The organism is Antricoccus suffuscus, assembly GCF_003003235.1.
Taxonomy (GTDB): Bacteria; Actinomycetota; Actinomycetes; order Mycobacteriales; family Antricoccaceae; genus Antricoccus; species Antricoccus suffuscus.
The window spans coordinates 193,738-213,566 of record NZ_PVUE01000005.1 but is presented as its reverse complement, the minus strand read 5'-3'; the positions used below and the strand labels follow the sequence as shown (position 1 = coordinate 213,566).

Annotated in this window: 18 protein-coding genes; 11 read left to right on the top strand and 7 right to left on the bottom strand. The window is 63.6% G+C overall.

Translation table 11 applies throughout. The annotated features are described in order from the left end of the window. The first annotated feature begins 350 nt into the window (after window positions 1-350). The 5 genes from CLV47_RS08555 to CLV47_RS08535 all read left to right on the top strand — a co-directional run bounded on the left by CLV47_RS08555 (window position 351) and on the right by CLV47_RS08535 (window position 6,437). On the top strand, window positions 351-1,379 hold the full coding sequence (locus CLV47_RS08555) for an ABC transporter ATP-binding protein (RefSeq protein ID WP_106348600.1): 1,029 nt from the start codon (window positions 351-353) through the stop codon (window positions 1,377-1,379). Further along, complete coding sequence (locus tag CLV47_RS08550) at window positions 1,376-2,413, top strand: ABC transporter ATP-binding protein (RefSeq protein ID WP_106348599.1); 1,038 nt, start codon at window positions 1,376-1,378, stop codon at window positions 2,411-2,413. The genes CLV47_RS08555 and CLV47_RS08550 overlap by 4 nt, the downstream gene beginning before the upstream one ends. Beyond that, a complete protein-coding gene (locus tag CLV47_RS08545) occupies window positions 2,413-3,363 on the top strand; it encodes an ABC transporter permease (protein ID WP_106348598.1) in 951 nt (316 codons plus the stop codon). Before CLV47_RS08550 ends, CLV47_RS08545 begins: the two co-directional genes overlap by 1 nt. A gap of 14 nt (window positions 3,364-3,377) precedes the next feature. Continuing rightward, window positions 3,378-4,304 (top strand): ABC transporter permease, encoded by a 927-nt coding sequence (locus CLV47_RS08540; RefSeq protein ID WP_106348597.1) that lies wholly within the window; start codon window positions 3,378-3,380, stop codon window positions 4,302-4,304. 600 nt (window positions 4,305-4,904) lie between these two features. Beyond that, a complete protein-coding gene (locus CLV47_RS08535; RefSeq protein WP_146135329.1) occupies window positions 4,905-6,437 on the top strand; it encodes an ABC transporter substrate-binding protein in 1,533 nt (510 codons plus the stop codon). 99 nt (window positions 6,438-6,536) lie between these two features. Here the strand turns inward: CLV47_RS08535 and CLV47_RS08530 are convergent, their stop codons facing one another. After that, the gene (locus CLV47_RS08530) at window positions 6,537-7,901 is read right to left on the bottom strand and encodes an MFS transporter (RefSeq protein WP_106348595.1); all 1,365 of its coding nucleotides are present in this window, start codon (window positions 7,899-7,901) and stop codon (window positions 6,537-6,539) included. 175 nt (window positions 7,902-8,076) lie between these two features. Here CLV47_RS08530 and CLV47_RS08525 point away from each other — a divergent pair, with 175 nt between their 5' ends. Continuing rightward, complete coding sequence (locus CLV47_RS08525; RefSeq protein WP_106348594.1) at window positions 8,077-8,496, top strand: DUF3151 domain-containing protein; 420 nt, start codon at window positions 8,077-8,079, stop codon at window positions 8,494-8,496. A gap of 15 nt (window positions 8,497-8,511) precedes the next feature. Here CLV47_RS08525 and CLV47_RS08520 read toward each other — a convergent pair whose 3' ends face one another. Next, window positions 8,512-9,270, bottom strand: a complete 759-nt coding sequence (locus CLV47_RS08520) for a hypothetical protein (RefSeq protein ID WP_106348593.1) — start codon at window positions 9,268-9,270, stop codon at window positions 8,512-8,514. 147 nt (window positions 9,271-9,417) lie between these two features. Here CLV47_RS08520 and CLV47_RS08515 point away from each other — a divergent pair, with 147 nt between their 5' ends. Continuing rightward, window positions 9,418-10,704, top strand: a complete 1,287-nt coding sequence (locus CLV47_RS08515) for an adenylosuccinate synthase (protein ID WP_106348592.1) — start codon at window positions 9,418-9,420, stop codon at window positions 10,702-10,704. Window positions 10,705-10,734: 30 nt separating this feature from the next. Here the strand turns inward: CLV47_RS08515 and CLV47_RS08510 are convergent, their stop codons facing one another. From CLV47_RS08510 to CLV47_RS08500, 3 genes are read right to left on the bottom strand one after another with little or no spacing between them, the layout of a single operon-like run. Then, window positions 10,735-11,562 carry an IclR family transcriptional regulator domain-containing protein gene (locus CLV47_RS08510; RefSeq protein ID WP_106348591.1) on the bottom strand — a complete coding sequence of 276 codons (828 nt, stop codon included), beginning with the start codon at window positions 11,560-11,562 and terminating at the stop codon, window positions 10,735-10,737. Further along, complete coding sequence (gene pcaD, locus CLV47_RS08505) at window positions 11,559-12,347, bottom strand: 3-oxoadipate enol-lactonase (protein WP_106348590.1); 789 nt, start codon at window positions 12,345-12,347, stop codon at window positions 11,559-11,561. Before pcaD ends, CLV47_RS08510 begins: the two co-directional genes overlap by 4 nt. Window positions 12,348-12,380: 33 nt before the next feature. Then, window positions 12,381-13,421 carry a glycerophosphodiester phosphodiesterase family protein gene (locus CLV47_RS08500; RefSeq protein WP_238145284.1) on the bottom strand — a complete coding sequence of 347 codons (1,041 nt, stop codon included), beginning with the start codon at window positions 13,419-13,421 and terminating at the stop codon, window positions 12,381-12,383. A gap of 175 nt (window positions 13,422-13,596) precedes the next feature. On the opposite strand from CLV47_RS08500, the gene purD reads away from it, so the two are divergent. Beyond that, window positions 13,597-14,850 carry a phosphoribosylamine--glycine ligase gene (gene purD / locus CLV47_RS08495; protein ID WP_106348589.1) on the top strand — a complete coding sequence of 418 codons (1,254 nt, stop codon included), beginning with the start codon at window positions 13,597-13,599 and terminating at the stop codon, window positions 14,848-14,850. On the opposite strand, the gene CLV47_RS08490 is transcribed toward purD, so the two are convergent. Further along, window positions 14,828-15,316, bottom strand: coding sequence for a hypothetical protein (locus CLV47_RS08490; protein ID WP_106348588.1), 489 nt, complete (start codon window positions 15,314-15,316; stop codon window positions 14,828-14,830). The genes purD and CLV47_RS08490 overlap by 23 nt on opposite strands. A 37-nt stretch (window positions 15,317-15,353) precedes the next feature. Next, the gene (locus CLV47_RS08485) at window positions 15,354-16,553 is read right to left on the bottom strand and encodes an AI-2E family transporter (protein ID WP_106348587.1); all 1,200 of its coding nucleotides are present in this window, start codon (window positions 16,551-16,553) and stop codon (window positions 15,354-15,356) included. A 209-nt stretch (window positions 16,554-16,762) separates the two neighbouring features. On the opposite strand from CLV47_RS08485, the gene purB reads away from it, so the two are divergent. The 3 genes from purB to CLV47_RS08470 are packed head-to-tail and all read left to right on the top strand — an operon-like array spanning window position 16,763 to window position 19,766. Next, entirely contained in the window at window positions 16,763-18,070 is a 1,308-nt protein-coding gene (gene purB / locus CLV47_RS08480; protein WP_106348586.1) for an adenylosuccinate lyase, read from the top strand. A gap of 3 nt (window positions 18,071-18,073) precedes the next feature. Beyond that, on the top strand, window positions 18,074-18,886 hold the full coding sequence (locus CLV47_RS08475) for an MOSC domain-containing protein (RefSeq protein WP_106348585.1): 813 nt from the start codon (window positions 18,074-18,076) through the stop codon (window positions 18,884-18,886). After that, a complete protein-coding gene (locus CLV47_RS08470) occupies window positions 18,879-19,766 on the top strand; it encodes a phosphoribosylaminoimidazolesuccinocarboxamide synthase (RefSeq protein WP_106348584.1) in 888 nt (295 codons plus the stop codon). Before CLV47_RS08475 ends, CLV47_RS08470 begins: the two co-directional genes overlap by 8 nt. Window positions 19,767-19,829: the final 63 nt, after the last annotated feature.

Below are 19,829 nucleotides of genomic sequence, written 5' to 3'. Positions count from 1 at the left end.
GGCAGACCACTGTCCGGAGGGCCGCGTTTCGGGCCCCGATGCGCACAAAAGTGTCCCGGTTGATCACGGGCTGGACACAAATGCCTGTGGAAGCAGCGTTTGGTCTGTGTGAGCGTTGACACCTCCGCTCACAAGCGGCTAATCTCCTGAAACGCGATTCTAGTATTCGCCGAAATTGATGAAACGACTATTTCCCGTGATACACCAAATCCAGGTACAGATTTCTACAGAATTGCCGCATAGCAAGAAAAGAAGGCCATCTTTTGGCCATGCCGTCGCGTTGATTGTGTTGGTCGCGGCGTGCAATTGATGCGAATCTGTGTGAAATTCTGCCCGCAGGGGAGGCATGCGTGGATGACGCGCGAGATCCATTAATCGCACTCGACGACGTACACGTCACTTTTAAGACGCTGGCTGGGGAGGTCGAGGCTCTCACCGGGGTTTCGTTTGACATCCACGCCAACGAGACTGTGGCGGTCGTCGGCGAGTCCGGTTCCGGCAAGAGCGTGACGGCGCTAGCCATCATGGGCCTTCTTGATGGCGGCGGCGTGTCGTCCGGCCAGGTCATCAGCGGCGGGCGCAACCTCGCCGCCCTCGGCGAGAAGCAGTTGCGCAAGGTGCGCGGCAGCGAGATCGCGATGATCTTCCAGGATCCAATGACGTGCCTTGACCCGCTCTATACGGTCGGCAACCAGGTTGTTGAGGCGGTCCGGCTGCATACCGACCTGTCCAAGAAAGACGCGACCGCGCGGGCTGTGGAACTCCTGGGCCAGGTCGGCATCCCGGACCCGGACAAGCGGATCAAGTCGTATCCCCACCAGCTGTCCGGTGGCCAGCGCCAACGCGTGATGATCGCGCTCGCCCTCGCATGCAAGCCGCGACTGTTAATCGCGGACGAGCCAACCACCGCCCTGGATGTGACGGTCGAGGCCCAGATCCTGCAACTGTTGCGAGATTTGCAGAAGGAATACCAGATGGCGATCCTGCTCGTCACCCACGACATGGGTGTCGTCGCGGAGATGGCCGACCGGGTGGTCGTCTTCTACGCCGGTCAGGTCGTCGAGCAAGGTCTGGTAAACGAGGTCCTGCGAGATCCACAACATCCTTATACGACGGCGCTCTTCGAGGGAATCCCGACGCCGCACACCGACCGCTCAGAGCCGCTCACGGCGATTCCCGGTGCGGTCCCGAGCTTGCGTGAGCTGCCGTCTGGTTGTCGGTTCAACCCGCGCTGCCGGCTCGCGTTCGACAAGTGCACCAGTGGCGATGTGCCGCTGTTCTTGCTGGACGGTAACCGGCAGAGCCGATGCTGGCTGGCCGAGGGTGATAGTGCCTCACGGCCGGCCGACTTCGCAGTCGGAGCGGAGGCGGCACGATGAGCGCACAGACATCCGGCGACGTCGCTGCAACGGCCCCGGGCGACGAGCGGCCCACGCTGCTCAAGGCCGACAGACTGGTGAAGCATTTCCCGATTCACCGGGGAATTCTGAAGCGGACAGTGGGACAGGTCAAGGCTGTCGATGGGGTCTCGTTCACCGTCGGTCGCGGCGAGACCGTCGGTTTGGTCGGGGAGTCCGGCTGTGGCAAGTCCACGGTCGCCCGAATGGTGACCAGGCTGATCGAGCCGACGAGCGGAAGCATCACGTTTGACGGTGCGGACCTTGTCTCGCTCCCACGCGCCGATCTCAAGGCTTATCGCCGCAAGATCCAGATGGTTTTCCAAGATCCGTTCAGCTCGCTTAACCCACGCATGCGGATCGTTGACTCGGTCGGTGAACCGCTTGTCGCGCACGGCATCGCGTCCGGTCAGGACAAGGTACGTCGGGTGTGCGAACTGTTGGAGATGGTCGGGCTTTCGGCGAAGGACCGCAACAAGTACCCCCACCAGTTCTCGGGCGGCCAGGCGCAGCGCATCGGTATCGCGCGAGCACTGTCGACCGACCCGGACCTCATCGTCTGCGACGAGGCGGTCAGTTCGCTCGACGTATCGGTGCAAGCACAGGTGCTCAACCTGCTGCGTCAGCTGCAAAGGGAGCTGGGGCTTTCCTACCTCTTCATTGCGCACGACCTCAACGTCGTGCGCTACATCTCCGATCGAGTGTTCGTGATGTATCTCGGCCGGATGGTCGAGGTCGGAGACGCCGAGAGCATCATGGCAGCTCCGCAGCACCCTTACACCGAGGCGCTGGTGGGCGCGATCGCCACGCCGTCGGGTGAAGGGGAGGAGCGCCGGATCAGGGCCGTCGCCAAGGGTGAGGTGCCGAGTCCGAGCAACCCGCCCAAGGGTTGCTATTTCCACACCCGCTGTCCGCTGGTGATGGACCGCTGCCGCACCGAGGTGCCGCCGCTTTACAACCTTGGCGATGACAGGTCGTCGGCCTGTTTCTTGCGTGAGAAAGAGGCGGTGTCCTGATGGCTGCATACGCTGTACGTCGTGCGCTGTACGGCATCCTCGTCATCTTCCTCGTCGCGGTGTTCGTGTTCTTCGCGTTGCGCGCGGTGCCCGGTGACGTCGTACGCCTCCAACTGGCCGACTCCCCGGGGGTGACCGAGGCGGACATCGCTAAACGCACCGCCGAGCTCGGGCTGGACAGGCCGCTGTTCACGCAGCTGTTCAGCTTTCTCGGTAATGCTTTCGTCGGTGACTTCGGACGCAGCTTCCAGGACAACCAGAACGTGATGTCGATGATCGGTGAACGGCTGCCGATCACCCTGGAGCTGGGGATCATGGCTCTGCTGATTGGCCTGCTCCTTGGCGTGCCGATCGGGTTGATCTCGTCGCTGCGCCCCAACGGCGCGCTGGATCAGAGCCTCCGCGTGGTGTCCGTCGCCGGCCTGTCGATCCCGAACTTCTGGCTCGGCCTGATGCTGATCACGTACATCGCGTTGATATTTGGCTGGTCGCCGCCGATCAACTACCAGGGCCCGACGCAGGACCTCGGTGCCAACTTCGCGCAGCTCATCTTGCCGGCGATCGCGCTTGGCGCGACGGTGATGGCGAGTATTGCGCGAATGCTCAGATCCTCGCTGCTGGAGGTCATGCAGTCCAATTACGTGCGCACGGTCCGGGCCCGGGGAGCGTCACGATCGAGCGTGCTGCTCAAGCATGCGACCCGCAACTCGATGGTGCCGGTATTCACCGTGATGGGTCTGCAGGTCGGCGCCATCCTCGGCGGCACGGTCATCCTCGAGAAGATTTTCTCGATTCCCGGTATGGGTTCGATGATCTTCGAGGCAGTGCAGATGCGTGATTACCCGGTGATCCTGGGCAGCGTTGTCGTCTATGGTGCGGTCTTCGTGTTCGTCAACATCCTTGTCGACCTGATGTACGGCGTCATCGACCCGCGCGTCCGATTCAAGTAGCGGCTGGAGTCACTATGACCGAAATTTCTACCGCACCCGGCCTTGCCAGCGAGGTAGCCGTCGATGCGCCAGCGGCGGGCCCAGACACTCCGAAGCAACGTAAGGAGGGTCGCTCGCTGGGTCGGTTTATCCGCACTCAGCCGCTGGGTGCGATCGCGTTGCTGTTGATCGCGATCTTCGTCATCGCGGCGATATTCGCGCCGCTGATTGCGCCATTCTCGCCGACCGAGCAGTTCCGGACCCAGTTCAGCAAACCGCCCGGCGGCGACTTCATCATGGGCACCGATCATCTCGGCCGCGACGTGTTTAGCCGGGTGCTGTACGGCGCGCGGACCTCACTGATCATCTCGGTCGTGACGGTCGTTGCCGCGGGCACGATCGGTATCGTGCTGGGCACGGTGTCCGGCTACTTCGGTGGTCGGTGGGTGGACACGGTGTTTCAGCGGGTCATGGACACGCTCATGGCGATTCCCGGTCTGGTGCTGCTGCTGTTCATCGCCGCACTGCTGGGCGCGAGTGTTCGTAACACGATTATTGCTCTGAGCCTGCTGGTGATCCCGGCGTTCAACCGCGTCGCTCGCGGCGAGATGTTGCGCATCCGAGAGGAGCCATATGTCGAGGCGGCGAAGGTCAACGGCTGCTCGACGTTGCGGATATTGGTGAAACACGGTCTGCCGAACCAGGCGGCGCCGCTGATGGTGATCGCCAGCTTGATGTTCGCGATCGTGATCATCGCCGAATCGTCGTTGAGCTTTCTCGGAATCGGTACCCCGCCGCCGACGCCGTCGTGGGGTCTGATGCTCGCTGATGGTCGCCTGTATATGGAAACAGCGCCGTGGATGGTCGTCTATCCCGGTCTGATCCTGACAATCGCCGTGCTGGCCTTCAACCTGCTCGGTGACGCGCTGCGCGACTTTCTCGACCCCAAGCGTTCGCGTTAGCACCTACCCGCGCAACATCGTTACGTGGCAGGCCTTCTGGTGCCCCAAGCGCACAAAGGCGGCTTGTTTGGTTACGGGTCGGACACGAATGGCTGTGGAAGCGCCGTTTGGTTGGTGTGAGCGTTGACACCCCTACGCACAGGGGTTAATCTCCTGAAACGCAATTCTAGTATTCACCGAAATTACTGGTACGAGTATTTCCATAAATGATCAAAACGCAGGCTGGGTCTGCTATGGAATCGCTTCATTGTAGGAGCGCTAGCCATTGTTCGGCCTCGCCGTTGCGTTAGCTTTGTCGATCGCGACGGGTGTCCTATTCGAAATTGCGTAAGGGTTTTGCGCTGCGGGGAGGCGCGCGACTTTCTCGATCCGGTGCATTCGTGCTGAAACCCATGCGCACCACCGATCTGCAGGCCACTTACACCACAGATTAATGAGACCCATCCCTACAACAGGAAGCCCATACCTACAACAAAAGGAAGAGTCACGGTGTTCAAATTCAATTCACGCGCAGTGCGCCTGCTGGGTGTAACGGCGGCATCGCTCTTGTTGACTACTGGGTGTTTTAGCGGTTCCAGTGGCGACAAGAACGATGTAAAGGTGAATCAGCAGAAGGATGCTGGTCCACCTCAAAACGGGGGCGTGTTAAGGATTGCGACGCCGGCTGACCCGCCGTCGTTGGATCCGATCAAGGACCCGTCGTATCAGACGATGTACGCGATCGGCTACTCCTACAGCAAATTGATCGACTACAAGATCGGCAAGGACGTGCCATTCGGCACCGACGAACTCGAGGGAGACCTGGCCGAGAAGTGGGAGATGTCCGACGACGGGCTGACGTGGACCTTCCACTTGCGTAAGGGCGTCAAGTGGCAGAACGTCGCGCCGGTCAGCGGCCGCGAGTTCACCTCTAAGGATGTAGCTTGCACGATCGCTGCGATCAAGGAACGCGGTCATCAAAAGGGTGATGTCAGCGCCGTGACGTCGGTCGACACGCCGGATGACTACACGGTGGTGTTCAACCTCGACAAGCCATATCCAGATATGGCCTACAAGCTGGCTGGCAACAACCTGTGGATGCTGCCGTGCGAGGGCACGTCCGGACAGTTCAACCTGCAGGAGCAGGCGATCGGCACCGGCCCGTTCATCCTCACGGAATGGGCGAAGGACAAGAGCCGCACCTATGTGAAGAACCCTGACTACTACGTCAAGAACAAGCCCTATCTTGACGGTGTCGAATACATCAACATCCCCGATACTGCCGCATCAGTGGCCGCGTTGCGTACCGGCAAGATCGATGTGGTCGGCACGGTGACTGACATGGACACGGTCAACGCGGTCTTGAAGACCAACCCTGACACTTACGTGACCAAAGAGCTCTACTCGCCGGCAATGTTCTACATGAACATGGCCGAGGAACCATTCCAAAATCTCAAGGTGCGCCAGGCAATCTCGATGGCGATCGACCGGGAGGGAATGATGAACACGGTTCGCCCGGGAGGCGCTCTGACCGGGCCGGTCAGTAGCTACGCCGTCGGCGCGCTGAGTCCCGAGGAGGTCAAGAAGCTGCAGCCGTACGACGTGGAGGCCGCGAAGAAGCTACTGACTGAGGCCGGCTATCCGGACGGCTTTGAGACCACGATGATGGTGACGACCGGCTACGGCGAGGTTGTGGTCAACGAGGCTCAGTGGGTCCAGGAGGACCTGGCGAAGATTGGTATTAAGGCCAACATCGACGTCCAGGACTATGGCACGTACATCGGCAAGAGCTGGCCCACGAAAAACTACAAGTCGGGTCAGGGCCTGCAGACGCCGTGGCTGACCGCGGACGACTTCCTGATCAGCATGTACTACTCCAAGGGCACCCGTAACTGGTACAACATCAACGATCCGAAGCTGGACGAGATGATCCTGGACCAGCGCTCGATCATGGATCCCGACAAGCGCAACACCGAGTTGCAAGACATCCAGAAGTACATCATCAAGAACGTCATGAACCCGGTAATGCTCTACAACTACAACGCACTCACGTTGTACGGCGGTTACATTCACGATATTTACCCGCAGCCCGAGTACGGCTACCGGCACGTGATGAACATGTGGATGGACGAGACCTCGCCTACCCGCAAGTAACTGTTTGAACGAAAACCAGAAACTGGTGAGGGGCACGGGAAACCGTGCCCCTCACCTATTTGTCTTCACGGCCGACCTAGTCCCGGCGGTTGGTGACGTCTAGCGAGTCCCGACGGGGATCTCCTCAACGGGGATTTCCGCGACAGGCACTGCCACGTCCTCGACGGTATCGCCAGTGGGTGGCTGGTTCTTAGCGTTGAACCAGGGGCCTTTGAAGAAGACGCTGGCGATACCGAACAGCGCCATGCAGACCGCCGTGACGATGATCCACGCCTGCCAGTTTGCGGCCGCGACGACGAGCGGTGCGACGATAAGCACGGCCACGAGGATCACCTTGATGACGAATGAGAAGAGCCCAAACGCTGTGCCCTGCAGACGCGGATCGATATCTTCGGCGTTTTCCGAGTAGTTGGCCATCCACGGGCTGTACGCCGCCCCCATCGCCGACCCGAGTAGCGCACCGGTGACCATCAGCGTGAGGTTGGAGGTATTCGCATCCCCCATGAGCACGATGAGGAACGTCAGCAGCACGAGCGAAACCACAGTACCGACGATTGAGAAGATACGTCGTAGCTGAATCTTGTCCGACCACCGCCCGAACAGGATGACGGTCCCGAGATCCACGATCCAGAACGCCATCATGATCTGGGAGGCCTCGGCCGGCGTACGGTCAAAGGTTTGTTCGAGCATCGTTTGGCCATAGACGGTCAGCGTCAGATAGAGCACGAGCCAGAACGCGATTCCTACGCAGTGTGCCCAGATGACCTTGTGCGGCAACAGGTCTCTGAATCTAGCCGGCGTGGTTTCGTCCGCTTTGCCCATTGCCTGGAGTTCGGTCTTGAGGATCGTCGCGCGCAGGGTCGGCGAAAGTTCGGCGATGTTGAGGGCGATCGCGATCGAGGCGACGAACGATATGCAACCCATGATGATGAACTGGGAACGCCAGGAGTCGTTGAACAGCGGCAGTGTTGCCGCGGCGATCGCCGCGGCAATGAAGTTGGCCCCGACCGGACCCCAGGTCCAGAAGCCGAAGGCCTGCGCGCGGCCCATGCGCGGCGAGAAGTCGCGTACTAGCGGTGCGGTGCTCGCGATCGCGATGCCGTCGATGAATGCCATGATGATCCGCGCGTAGAGCAGCTGAGTTGGCGAGTGAACGAGGGTCATGGCAAAGCACAGTAGGCTGGTGAGCAACATGAGCGGCACCAGAAGCTTCACCCGTCCGACCTTGTCGGTGAGATGACCGCCGTAGAGTCCGGCAAACGCGCCGACTATCGCAGCGGCTGCCGAGATCGAGCCATACGTCGCCAGGTCCATGTTGAGGTCATGCAACAGCAGCGTGACAATCGGCGCGATCACGCCTTCGTAGGAACAGATCAGACTGGCAAGCACCGCCATTGTCAGGATCTTCATTCGTCGGCCACCCAGTGGGTAGTCATCAAGTTCGCGAACGTACGAGAATTTCATCGTGACCTCTCCGTGGCGCCTTGGGACTGGACGAGATATCAGAACTCCGTTCTAAATTGGTACGTCGCTCGGCACCTGTGTGTCAAGGGTCACGCGCACATCGGCACGGAGTCTGGCCCGTAAAGACAACTCCTGGTCACGCCGGTGCTCGCGGGGAGACTGGCATGATGGGCGCATGGCTATAGGCGAAGACTTGATGGCGCAACCGCCGTCCACGAAGCTGACCGACAACCCCGACGCGGCACGGAGACTTACTGGTGGAGACGATCCGGCAGAGGTGGCCGCGAGCTACCCGACGTACAGCGCTGCTTGGGCGACGCTAGCCGAACGGGCAATTGCTGACGGACGGGTAATCGAGGCGTATGCGTACGCTCGCACCGGCTATCACCGAGGGCTCGATGCGCTGCGGCGTAGCGGATGGAAGGGCTTTGGCGCGGTCCCGTGGAACCACGAGCCCAACCGCGGTGTACTGCGGTGCTTCTTCGTCCTCGCTAACGCGGCACAGCAAATCGGTGAGACCGAGGAGTACGACCGGCTCATTCAACTGCTGAACGACAGCGATCCGGAGGCTTTGGCCGCGCTGCAAGCGAAATAGCGGCTTCGTGGGGGATCAGAAGCGACGGCGGAGCCGGAACGGATTGCGATCCGGGCCGGGGATCTGCGGCTCATAGGGGAGTGGGATTGTCGCTCCCCGCAGGAGCCAGTGCGCTCGATCGTCGACGTACCAGGTGCGCTTGGTGAGCGTCTTGTCCAGGTCGATCCCGTCGATCTCGACATGCACTTCGTCGCAGGCGATTTGTACGGCGCGCCCGAGGGTTCGTTTGGTCGAACCACGACCCGGCGGTACGACGGACGCCCGTACGCCGAGGCCGCTGTTGCCGTAGTCCGGTACGACGCGCAGCGCGCCGATCTTGCCGTTCGCGATCATGGCGTCATCGTGGAATGCCTGTGCGCCAAACGGTTTCAGGGTCGGCGTACGTGTCAGTTCGCCGCTGTGCAGGAGTACGCCGCCGATGTCGTCCCGAGCCAATGCGAGCCGAACGGGTGGATCACCGAGCGCGTGGCTGACGGCGTCGGGCCCTGTGTCGAGGTCGAGTAGCCGGCAGAACATTGCCGTCTCCTCATCACTGTTTGCGCCGGCCACGAAAGCGACCGGCACCTCGCTGGCGCGCCCCGATCGGTGTAGGCCCTCGATGACGCGATGAAGAGTCTGCAGCGATCCATGGACGGCGATTCCGTCGTCCCCGGCTGCCCGAACGGTACGGCGTACCTCGTCGCGTTGCGGCGTACCGGACCAATGCGTGACCTCGGTGACGAGCCCGGCCCAGACTGCTGAGTCGGCAGTCTCGTCGGCAATGACTAGCGGCAACGCGCACCTCTCAATTCAGCAACGAACTGTTTCCGGTCGAGCCTAGTGAGGGCTCTGGTCTACTCTGTACGGGGCGGCCAGGCCGCCGTTTTCAGTTTGGTGACACGATCGAACGACGATTCCGCAACGACGATATTGGGGTGCTGAATGCCTGCAATTGTGCTCATAGGCGCGCAGTGGGGCGACGAAGGTAAGGGCAAGGCGACTGATCTGCTTGGTGGCAAGGTCAAGTATGTCGTGCGCTATCAGGGTGGCAACAATGCCGGCCACACTGTCGTAACCCCTGACGGCGAGAAGTTCGCGTTGCACCTCATTCCATCGGGCATCTTGACCCCCGGATGTACGCCGGTCATCGGTAACGGTGTTGTCGTCGATCCGCACGTGCTCGTCGATGAGATGGCGGGGCTGGCCGCACGCGGCGTCGACGTCGCGCAGATCAAGCTCTCCGCCGATGCGCACCTGATCATGCCGTATCACGTAGCGATGGACAAAGTGTCCGAGCGTTACCTGGGCAACGCGAAGATCGGTACGACGGGGCGTGGGATCGGGCCGTGCTACCAGGACAAGATCGCACGGATCGGCGTACGCGTGCAGGATCTGCTCGACCCGAGCATCCTGGCGCAGAAGGTCGAGGCCGCGATCGAGCTGAAGAATCAGATCCTGGTCAAGATCTACAACCGCAAGGCGCTGGACCCGCAGCAGGTCATCGACGAGACCCTCGAGGTCGGCGAGAAGCTCAAGCCCCTCATCGCGGACACGCGGCTGATGCTCAACGTCGCACACGAGAGCGGCGAGCTCATTTTGCTCGAAGGTTCGCAGGGCACCTTGCTGGATGTCGACCATGGCACCTATCCGTTTGTGACGTCATCCTCGCCGACGGCGGGCGGCGCGGCCTCCGGCAGCGGCCTTGGCCCTAACCGGATCGACACGATCATCGGCATCCTCAAGGCCTACACGACTCGCGTGGGCTCCGGACCATTCCCGACCGAGCTCTTCGACGACAAGGGTGAGTACCTACGCAAACAGGGCGGCGAGTACGGCGTCACCACCGGGCGCACTCGCCGCTGCGGCTGGTTCGACGCGGTGATCGCCCGATACGCCGCGCGGGTCAACGGCATCACCGACTTCTTCCTGACGAAGCTCGACGTGCTGTCTGGACTCGACACCGTGCCGATCTGCGTCGGTTACGACATCGATGGCAAGCGGTACGACGACATGCCGATGACGCAGACCGATTTCCACCACGCGAAGCCGATCTACGAAGAGATGCCCGGCTGGTTCGAGGACATCACGCACTGCCGCACCTTCGGGGAGTTGCCGCAGGCCGCGCAGGACTACGTCAACCGTCTCGAGGAGCTTTCCGGAGCGCAGGTCAGCGTGATCGGCGTCGGCCCGGGCCGCGAAGAAAACGTCGTGGTGCGCGATCTAGCCTGATCGCCGGGCGCTCGCGGCGGCAGGCGACGGTCAATTGGGCTGGTAGCGGTTGCCGACCGGATCTGGATGCTGACGTTCGTACGAACGTCGCGCGAGGTCGGACTCGATCGCATGGGCGGTCAGCTGAAGCTTAGGCAACATCTTCTGGACAAGCGCTTCCGCGGAGACCCTCCGCGAGCGCGCCGACAGGGTAATCGCGGCGGTCGGGGTGTCGGAGGCCTGATAGATCGGCATCGCGATCGCGCTGATTCCCATCCGGAACTCTTCGTCGACCACGCTGTAACCGGCTCGGCGTACGGCGCGGATCGCGTCGAGGATCTCTGACTTATTGACGTTCGTGTGCTTCGTCAGCTTGGGAATCTCGGCGTTCCGCAGCCATCCGATCAGGTCATCCTCGCTCAGCCCGGCCAGCAGGCAGCGGCCGGCCGCCGAGGAGTTGGCGTGCAGCCGACTGCCGATCGACGTTGAGACGAGGCCGCTGCGTCCCGGCCGGCTTTGTGCAACGACGACGGCGTCCCCTTCGTCCAGGATGCACAGGCTGACCGCCTCGCCGATCTCGGTCGAAAGCGCTCGCATATGCGGCTCGGCAAGTTCGGGCAGGGTCAGCATCGAGAGGTAGGCGCGTCCGATATTGAGCACCGCTGGGCGCAGCGAGAACTGATCGCCGTCGCGAGCGACGTACCCAAGGTCGACGAGGGTCAGCAGAAACCTGCGCGCCGAGGCCCGTGTGAGCCCTGTCGCGGCCGCGACGCTGCTCAACGTTCGCTGTTGGTGGTCGGCGTCGAAGCAGCCGAGCACCGTTAGTCCTCTGGCGAGCGACTGCACATAGTGCCGCCGCGAGTCTGCCTCCTCCGTCACGTCCCTTGCCCGGCGAGATGGGTGAGCAGGAGCGTGTTGACAGTGTCCGGTTGTTCGACGTTGGCCAGGTGCGCTGCTTGCGGCACGATCTCCAGCTGCGCGCCCGGCACCCGTTCGGCGATGAAACGCAGGGCCTCGGGAGTGGTGGATGGGTCATCCGCGCCGGCGATGGCAAGGGTCGGCGCGGAGATGGTCCGGATCTCCTCACGCAGGTCGGCGCCGCCGAGCGCCTCGCAGCTGCCGGCGTACCCCTCGGCCGGTGTCGCCCGCACCATCGCGAGGTACGGCGCGACCGAGTCCGGATCGGTGGCGCGCAGGTCGTCGGTGAACCATCGGTCGAGGACGGACTCGGAGACCGCGGCGACTCCGTGTGCTCGGACCGTCGCGGCCCGCTCGCGCCATGACTCCTCGGTGGGGAAGTGCGCGGCCGTGCACATGAGCACGAGTCGGTGCAACCGGTCCGGCGCGTGTACGCCGAGCCACATGCCGATGATCCCGCCCATCGACAGCCCGACGAATGACGTCTTGTCAATCGCGAGACTATCCATGAGTCGCAGGACGTTTTGCCCGAGTTGGTCGAGCGTATAAGGCCCGGCCGGTACGTCGGACTGACCGTGGCCGAGGTGGTCGAAACGTACGACGCGGAACTGCGCACCGAGGGCGTCGACCTGCGGATCCCACATCGCGCGGGTGGTGCCGAGAGAGCTGCTCAGCACCACCGGCGGACCGGCGGGATTTCCTTCGTCGGTGAACGCGAGGGGTTGTTCCAGGTTGGTGTCGGTCATCACCCGAGAGTAATACCTAGACGGGCCGACGTCCTACCACTCGCGGACGAGTACCAGGTCGTTGATGGCCGCGGCGGCGATGTCGGGGAAGTCGCAGAAAATGCCGTCGACTCCGCAGTCGAGGACCGTGCGGATCTCGGCGGCCAGATCGCCGTACTCTTCGTTGGCCTCTCCGGAACGGTGCGCGGGTTCAAGAAAGCAGTTCTCGGCACGAAACGTCCACGGATGCACTTGGAGTCCGAGTGCATGCGCTTCGGTTACGAGCGCGGCATCCACAACCCGCTTGTCCGGGCCGATGCCGTCGGCGTACGACGCGATCCCTGCCAGACCGGCTGCGGTGAGCATCTCCGGGTAGCTCGTGAGGCTGTGATCGGCAGCGCGACCTTCGTGTTTGAGCAGCTGGATCAGCGGTACGTCGGTGATCTGTCGCAGCGCTCGCAGATTGCTGACTTCGAAGGACTGGATGAAGATCGGCGCGCCGCGGTGGTTGAGACGGCGCGAGTCAAGTGCGCCGAGGAGGGCCGGCTCGAGCGGCAGGCCAAGAGCGCGGAAGTACGTCGGGTGCTTCGTCTCGGGGTAGACACCTATCTTTCGGTGCGGGGTCGAGAACCGGCCAGCGAGATCAAGGATCTCCTCGAGGCTGGGCACCAGGAAATCCCCGTTATACAAGGCATTTGTCCGCCGCAGCTCCGGTAGTCTCTCGACGGCGCGCAAGGTGCGTAGCTCGGCGAAGGTGAAGTCTTCGGTAAACCAGCCGGTCTGTTCGATGCCGTCGATGACCTTGGTCGCATGCCGGGCGGCGAACTCTGGATGGTCTGCAACGTCGGTCGTTTGGGCGATGTTGCTCTCGTGGCGGGCCACCAGCACGCCGTCCGAGGTGGACACCAGGTCCGGTTCGATGAAGTCTGCGCCCAAGGCAATTGCGAGCTGGTACGCCGCGAGCGTGTGCTCGGGTCGGTAGCCGGAGGCCCCGCGGTGGGCGATCACGTATGGCCGTCGCGGACCGGGAAGGCCAGGCGGCGCAGATAGGCGTGTTGGGGACATTGCGTCTGGGGTCGCGTCGAACAGGTCCACAACTCAAGTGTGAGGGCGGAAAGTCGAAGATGCTCGTCCGGCGCGCGAAATCGAGGCGAATTGTTGGCGTGAATCACATGTCCGATGACCGCGCCCGTGCGGTCATCGAGCCACTGGACGTGGTCAGTAGGGTGTGCCCTGGAAGTTTGGTTAACGCTCACGGTAGGAGCTAGGCGTGCAGGTACTCATCATCGGCGCAGGTGCGCGTGAACACGCCATCGCTGCGGCGCTTCAGCGTGATCCGGGTGTCACATCGCTTGCGTGTGCGCCCGGAAACGCCGGTATAGCCGCGATCTGCGAGGTTCATCCGCTCGACGTGTCGGATGCGGATGCCGTGGCGGCGCTTGCCCAACAGCTCGGCGCCGACCTGGTCGTGGTCGGCCCGGAAGTACCTCTCGTTGCCGGTGCAGCCGATGCCGTTCGCGCCCTTGGCATCGACTGTTTCGGCCCCTCGGCCGCAGCGGCGCACTTGGAAGGCTCTAAAACGTTCGCCAAGGAAGTCATGGCATCGGCGGGAATCCCTACCGCGCGGGCGTTTTCGTGTACGACGCTGCCCGAAGTGGAGCGTGCGTTGGATGAGTTCGGGCCGACGTACGTTGTGAAGGACGATGGCCTCGCCGCCGGCAAGGGAGTCGTCGTTACCGATGACCGGGATGCCGCGGTGCGGCACGCGACTGGGTGTCTTGAGGCCGGGTCTGCTGTGGTCATCGAGGAGTTCTTGGACGGGCCCGAGGTATCGCTGTTCTGCATCACCGACGGCGAGACCGTCGTACCGCTGATCCCGGCGCAGGACTTCAAGCGAGTCGGCGACAACGACGAAGGACCCAACACCGGCGGTATGGGTGCCTACGCGCCGCTGCCGTGGGCGCCGCCGACATTGGTCGACGAGGTCGTCCGCGACATCGCGCTACCTGCCGTGCAGGAGATGGCGCGTCGGGGTACGCCGTACTCCGGGGTGCTGTACGTCGGCCTCGCTCTCACCAGCAAGGGGACGGGGGTGGTCGAGTTCAACGCGCGGTTCGGCGATCCGGAGACGCAGTCCGTGCTCGCGCTGCTGCAGTCTCCGTTCGGCGTGTTGTTGCGCGCGGCCAGCAGGGGAGAACTCGAAGCGCTACCGCCGCTTCAGTGGGCGGCCGGTGCCGCGGTCACCGTCGTACTTGCCGCGGCGGGATATCCAGCGAGCCCGCGCACGGGCGACCCGATCGACATACCAGCCACGCTGACGGATCGGGCGATGATCCTGCATGCCGGCACGAAGACGGTCGATGGCGCGATCGTGTCGTCCGGTGGACGGGTGCTCAGCGTGGTCGGTCTCGGGGCGGACCTCAGCGAGGCGCGGGCGGCGGCGTACGAGCAGATCGCGAGGATCCGACTCGACGGAAGCCACTACCGCACCGACATAGCCCTCAAGGCGACGTCGGAGGCGTAAACCGGAACGATTCGATGACGTGGTCGAGCTCCGGTTTGAGCGCGTCGCTGTCCCGCGCCGACCACGTCAAGGTCAGCTGAGGTACGACGCGCGACCGCACGTCCTCGCAAGGTTCGGCGATGAAGACGAACGCGTAGTCCATCTCCTCACCGGTGCTGTCGTCGACCGCGATCCGGATCGCCTGTGACGAACCGTTTTCTTGGTGGTCCACGGCCTGCGTAATTGTCAGATGCGGGTTTTCGACCACCGCGTGCCCAATGAACTGATCGGCCACGTTGGTAGCGGTGAGATGGCCGGAGTAGCTCTTACTCTCCAGCCGAAGCAGCGCATCTTTCTCGAGGTCGTCGCCGACCCGCACCGCCTCAGTCACCGAGTCGCCCAAGGCGTCGATCGGTATCCACGACGTGGGCAGGCTCAGCTTGAACTGTGACTCGACCATCTGCCCTCCCGCCGCGTCTTGGATCATGTCTTGGGTCCTTCCTACTTAGTTTTCGCGCGAAGCGCTACTTCTGTGCCGAACCTGTGCCCGCACCGTCATCCGGATCGCCGGTGAGATCGTCGCGACCGGCGTCCGCATCGATCGCCGCCTGTGCGCCTATTGGTTCGTCGTACTTGCCGCGCAGCTGCTTGATCGCCGCGTTGAGGGTCGCCGCGATCGGCACCGCAAGCAGGGCGCCGGTGATCCCGATCAGCATCCCGCCGGTCGCGATGGCCAACACGATTGCTAGCGGATGCATCTTGACCGCACGCCCCATGAGTAGCGGCTGCAGCAGGTGCCCCTCGAGCTGCTGGACCACGATCACACCGGCCAGCACGATGATCGCGCCAACCGGGCCGACCGCCACCAGTGCGACGAGCGTCGCGACGATCCCGCTGATGGTCGCGCCGATCAACGGAATGAACGAGGTCAAAAAGACCAAGGCCGCGAGTGGAATCACCAGCGGTACGCCGACGATCGCGATGACGATGCCGATTCCGACCGCGTCGACGAACGCGACGAGCACCGTGGCCTTGACATAACCGCCCAGGGTCATCCAGGCGCGGTCGCCGGCCGCATCCAGGTGCGGCCGCGCGGGCTCAGGGGCGAGGCCGAGCAGCCAGTTCCAGATCCGGCGTCCATCGCGCAGGAAGAAGAACAGCGTGAACATCGCAATCGCGAGGCCGGCGAGCACGTGCCCGGCCGAGGTGGCGGTGCTCAGCGCACCCGAGGTGATCGTGGAGTGGTTGTCCTTGATCCAGTTCTCCGCCGATTGGACCGTGCTGTTGATCTGGTTGTCCGAGACGCCGATGCTGTGGACCCAGTCACGGATCTTGGTCAGCCCCCCGGACGCGCGGTTGGCGAGGTCCCCGGCACCCGCGACGAACTGCTGGACAACGGCAGTGAGGATTCCCAGGACGAGGACTATTCCGGTCACAAAAACCAGCGGGGAGGCAAACTTCGCCTTCATCCCCTTGCGCACAAGGAAGTCTTTGACCGGATTGAGCAGCGCCGCCAGCAGGAGCGCGATGGCGATCGGAATCGTGACCTGCGAGAGCGTGGCGATCACGAAGCCGACGACGAGCAATCCGGCGACGATGACCAGGAAACGCCAGGACCACGCGGCCCCGACGCGCATCGTCGGGGAAACGACGTCAGACTCGACCGACGGCCAAGGACCGTGGATTTTCTTGTTTGTCGCGGATGGGTTATCGGGTTCGGCCACGTTTCTCTCACTTAAATTTGGCGATCTTCGTCTGCTCGGGCCGCGCTGCTGGACCGCTGAGCAATCAACCTATGCGATCGGGGGCCACAGCGACGGCAAGCGCGCAAAATTTGCGCGACCGGTCACTTTATTGCCGCCAGTGGCCAGCGACGTACGGGCTAGGGAAGAATGGCCGTTGGCTGACATCGCGAACTGACAGGAGCACATCCGTGATCGAGCGTTACACCCTGCCCGAAATGGGGCGCATCTGGAGCGATGCGCACAAGTATGAGGTGTGGTGCAGGGTCGAAGTAGAAGTGCTCGCCGCGCATGCCGCCGCCGGCACGGTGCCCGCGGACTGTGTCGAACCGGTGCGCAACGCCGTACCGCCCACCGCCAAGGCCGTGGACGACATCGAGCAGGTTACCCAGCACGATGTCATCGCGTTTTTGTCCGCGTGGGCCGATAACACAACCCCGCGAGAGGCCGCGGCGTACGTCCACTTCGGGATGACCAGCTCGGACCTGCTCGACACCGCGCTGGCCGTCGTACTCACCGAGGCCACCGACGAAATCCTCGCCAAGACCGACAAGCTGATCGGCATCCTGCGCGACCACGGGCTCGAGCACCGCGACGCGATCAAGGTCGGCCGCACCCACGGCATCCACGCCGAACCGGACACCTGGGGCCATCGGGTCGCCGACATCACGTTTGCACTGGCCCGTTCGCGCGACCGGCTCAAGGCCGCGCGCGAGTCGGTCGGCGTGGTCGCTATCTCTGGGGCGGTCGGCACGTATTCCAACATCGACCCGGCGATCGAGACGCAGGTCGCGGACAGTCTCGGGCTGAAACCCGCGCCGGTGTCCACCCAGGTCATCATCCGCGACGGCATCAGCGAATGGGTCAACGCCCTGGCGATCATCGCGACCGTGCTGGAGGCGTTCGCGTTGGAGGTGCGGCACGGGCAGCGCACCGAGGTCCGCGAGCTGCAGGAGCCTTTCGGTAAGGGCCAAAAAGGCTCCTCCGCGATGCCGCACAAGAAGAATCCCATCATCTCCGAACGGCTGGCCGGTCTCGCCCGCCTTGTCCGCGGCTACATGACGCCGGTGATGGAGGGCATCCCGCTGTGGCACGAACGCGATATTTCGCACTCGTCGGTCGAGCGGATCGCGCTGCCGGACGCGTCGATCGCGGTCGACTACATGCTGCACATCGCGACCCGCCTGGCCTCCGGGCTGATTGTCAACCGGGATCGGATGCGCGAAAACCTCGAGTCGTCCGGTGGGCTGATCTACACCTCCGCCGTACTCCTCGAGTTGGTCGAGGCGGGGCTGTCCCGCGAGGACTCGTACGCGCTTGTGCAGGGGGCGGCGATGGAGACCTGGAACTCCGGTACGCCGTTCCGTGAGACGTTGCGCGCTGCCGCCGACGCCGCCGGTCAGAAGCTTGACGAGCAACGTCTCGACGAGGTCTGCGACCCGGCCCGGTACGTCGAACGACTGGCGCCGACCTTCGACCGGCTCGCGAAACTGGTCTAGCTGATGGCATCCGTCGCGCGCCTGTTCCACTACCCGGTGAAGTCCTGCCGTCGGGTGGAAGTGCAGACCGCCGCCGTCGGGGCGCAGGGGATCTATCGCGACCGCGAATACATGGTCACCGGCGCGAACGGCGTGCTGATCAGCCAGCGCGAACAACCGCGGCTGGCGCTGATCGACCCGGCCGAGCTCATCGCGCTCGCCGATCCGCTCGATGATGTCCGGCGTACGGTCACCGTCCACGCATGGACCGGCGACGGGGTCGACCAAGGCGACGCGGCCGCTGACTACCTGCGCGACGCGCTGGGCGTGGATGCGCGGCTGGTCCGCTTTCCCTCGTCGTACGAACGGCGTACCGGTCGCGGCGACGGCACGGTGCGGTACGCCGACGGCTACCCGCTGCTGGTCGTGTCGGAGGAGTCGCTCGGCGCGCTCAACGACCGGCTCGACGAGGACGTCGTGATCGAACGGTTCCGGCCGAGCATCGTCCTGTCCGGTGTCGATCGACCGTTCGCCGAGGACGACGTCGCGACCTTGCGCATCGGCGCGGTCACGATCGAGCTGATCAAGGCCTGCGGACGCTGCACCGTGATCACCGTCGACCAGGACACCGCGGATACCGGCCGCGAACCGCTCAAGGAACTCGGCAAGTTCCGGGTCCTGCCGCGCGAGGACCGTGGCCAGGACATTGGCTTCGGGATGAACGCCATCGCCCGCACGTTCGGCGAGATCTCGGTCGGGGACACCGCCGAGGTCACGTACGCCGACGTACCGTACGTCGAGCGCATGCTCGCCGCGAAAGGATCGGCCAATGGCTGAGCTGGATCTCAAGCTGGACCTCAAGCACCTGGCCTCGGGCAAGGTGCGTGACATCTACGAAGTCGACGCGGACCATCTGCTGTTCGTGACCAGCGACCGCATTTCGGCGTACGACTTCGTGCTCGAGACGCCGATCCCGGACAAAGGCGCCGTACTGACTGCGCTGTCCGCCTGGTGGTTCGAGCAGCTCGGCGCGATCGTCGATCATCACCTGGTCGCCGTCGACGATCCGCGCATTCCGCCCGCCGTACACGGCCGGGCCATGCTCGTACGCCGACTCGACATGGTTCCGGTCGAATGTGTCGCCCGCGGCTATCTCGCCGGATCCGGGCTCAAGGAGTACGACGCGAGCAAGACCGTCTGCGGCATCGACCTCCCGGACGGTCTCGTCGACGGTGCGAAGCTACCCGAGCCGATCTTCACCCCGGCCACGAAGGCCGAGCTCGGCGACCACGACGAAAACGTCACCTTCGAGCAGGTGGCCGCCGTACACGGTGACGAGCTCGCCGACCGGCTGCGCACGACCACGCTGAGCATCTACTCGCTCGGGCGTGATATCGCCCGGGACCGCGGCATCATCGTCGCGGACACGAAGTTCGAGTTCGGCCTCGACGCCTCCGGCGCGCTCGTGCTCGCCGACGAGGTCCTGACGCCGGACTCCTCACGCTTCTGGCCGGCCGACGAGTGGGAGCCGGGGCACGCGCAGCCGTCGTACGACAAGCAGTTCGTGCGCGACTGGCTCACCGGGGAGTCCGGCTGGGACCGGGTGAGCACCCCGCCGCCGCTGCCGGCAGCCGTCGTCGAGGCGACCCGGGACAAGTACGTCGAGGCCTACACCCGGATCACCGGTCTCAACTTCGAGGACTGGTTGGCCCGCTGACCGGGGCCCCGCCCATCCAGGGGCCGCTGCGCGCTCTCAACCGCTGGTCGCCCACGTGAGCGC

Coding starts and splice junctions, on each gene's coding strand:
- CLV47_RS08550 (WP_106348599.1), top strand. CDS start 1,376: ATGAGCGCACAGACATCCGGCGACGTCGCTGCAACGGCCCCGGGCGAC.
- CLV47_RS08545 (WP_106348598.1), top strand. CDS start 2,413: ATGGCTGCATACGCTGTACGTCGTGCGCTGTACGGCATCCTCGTCATC.
- CLV47_RS08540 (WP_106348597.1), top strand. CDS start 3,378: ATGACCGAAATTTCTACCGCACCCGGCCTTGCCAGCGAGGTAGCCGTC.
- CLV47_RS08530 (WP_106348595.1), bottom strand. CDS start 7,901: ATGAAATTCTCGTACGTTCGCGAACTTGATGACTACCCACTGGGTGGC.
- CLV47_RS08525 (WP_106348594.1), top strand. CDS start 8,077: ATGGCTATAGGCGAAGACTTGATGGCGCAACCGCCGTCCACGAAGCTG.
- CLV47_RS08515 (WP_106348592.1), top strand. CDS start 9,418: ATGCCTGCAATTGTGCTCATAGGCGCGCAGTGGGGCGACGAAGGTAAG.
- pcaD (WP_106348590.1), bottom strand. CDS start 12,347: ATGACCGACACCAACCTGGAACAACCCCTCGCGTTCACCGACGAAGGA.
- CLV47_RS08490 (WP_106348588.1), bottom strand. CDS start 15,316: ATGATCCAAGACGCGGCGGGAGGGCAGATGGTCGAGTCACAGTTCAAG.
- CLV47_RS08475 (WP_106348585.1), top strand. CDS start 18,074: ATGGCATCCGTCGCGCGCCTGTTCCACTACCCGGTGAAGTCCTGCCGT.
- CLV47_RS08470 (WP_106348584.1), top strand. CDS start 18,879: ATGGCTGAGCTGGATCTCAAGCTGGACCTCAAGCACCTGGCCTCGGGC.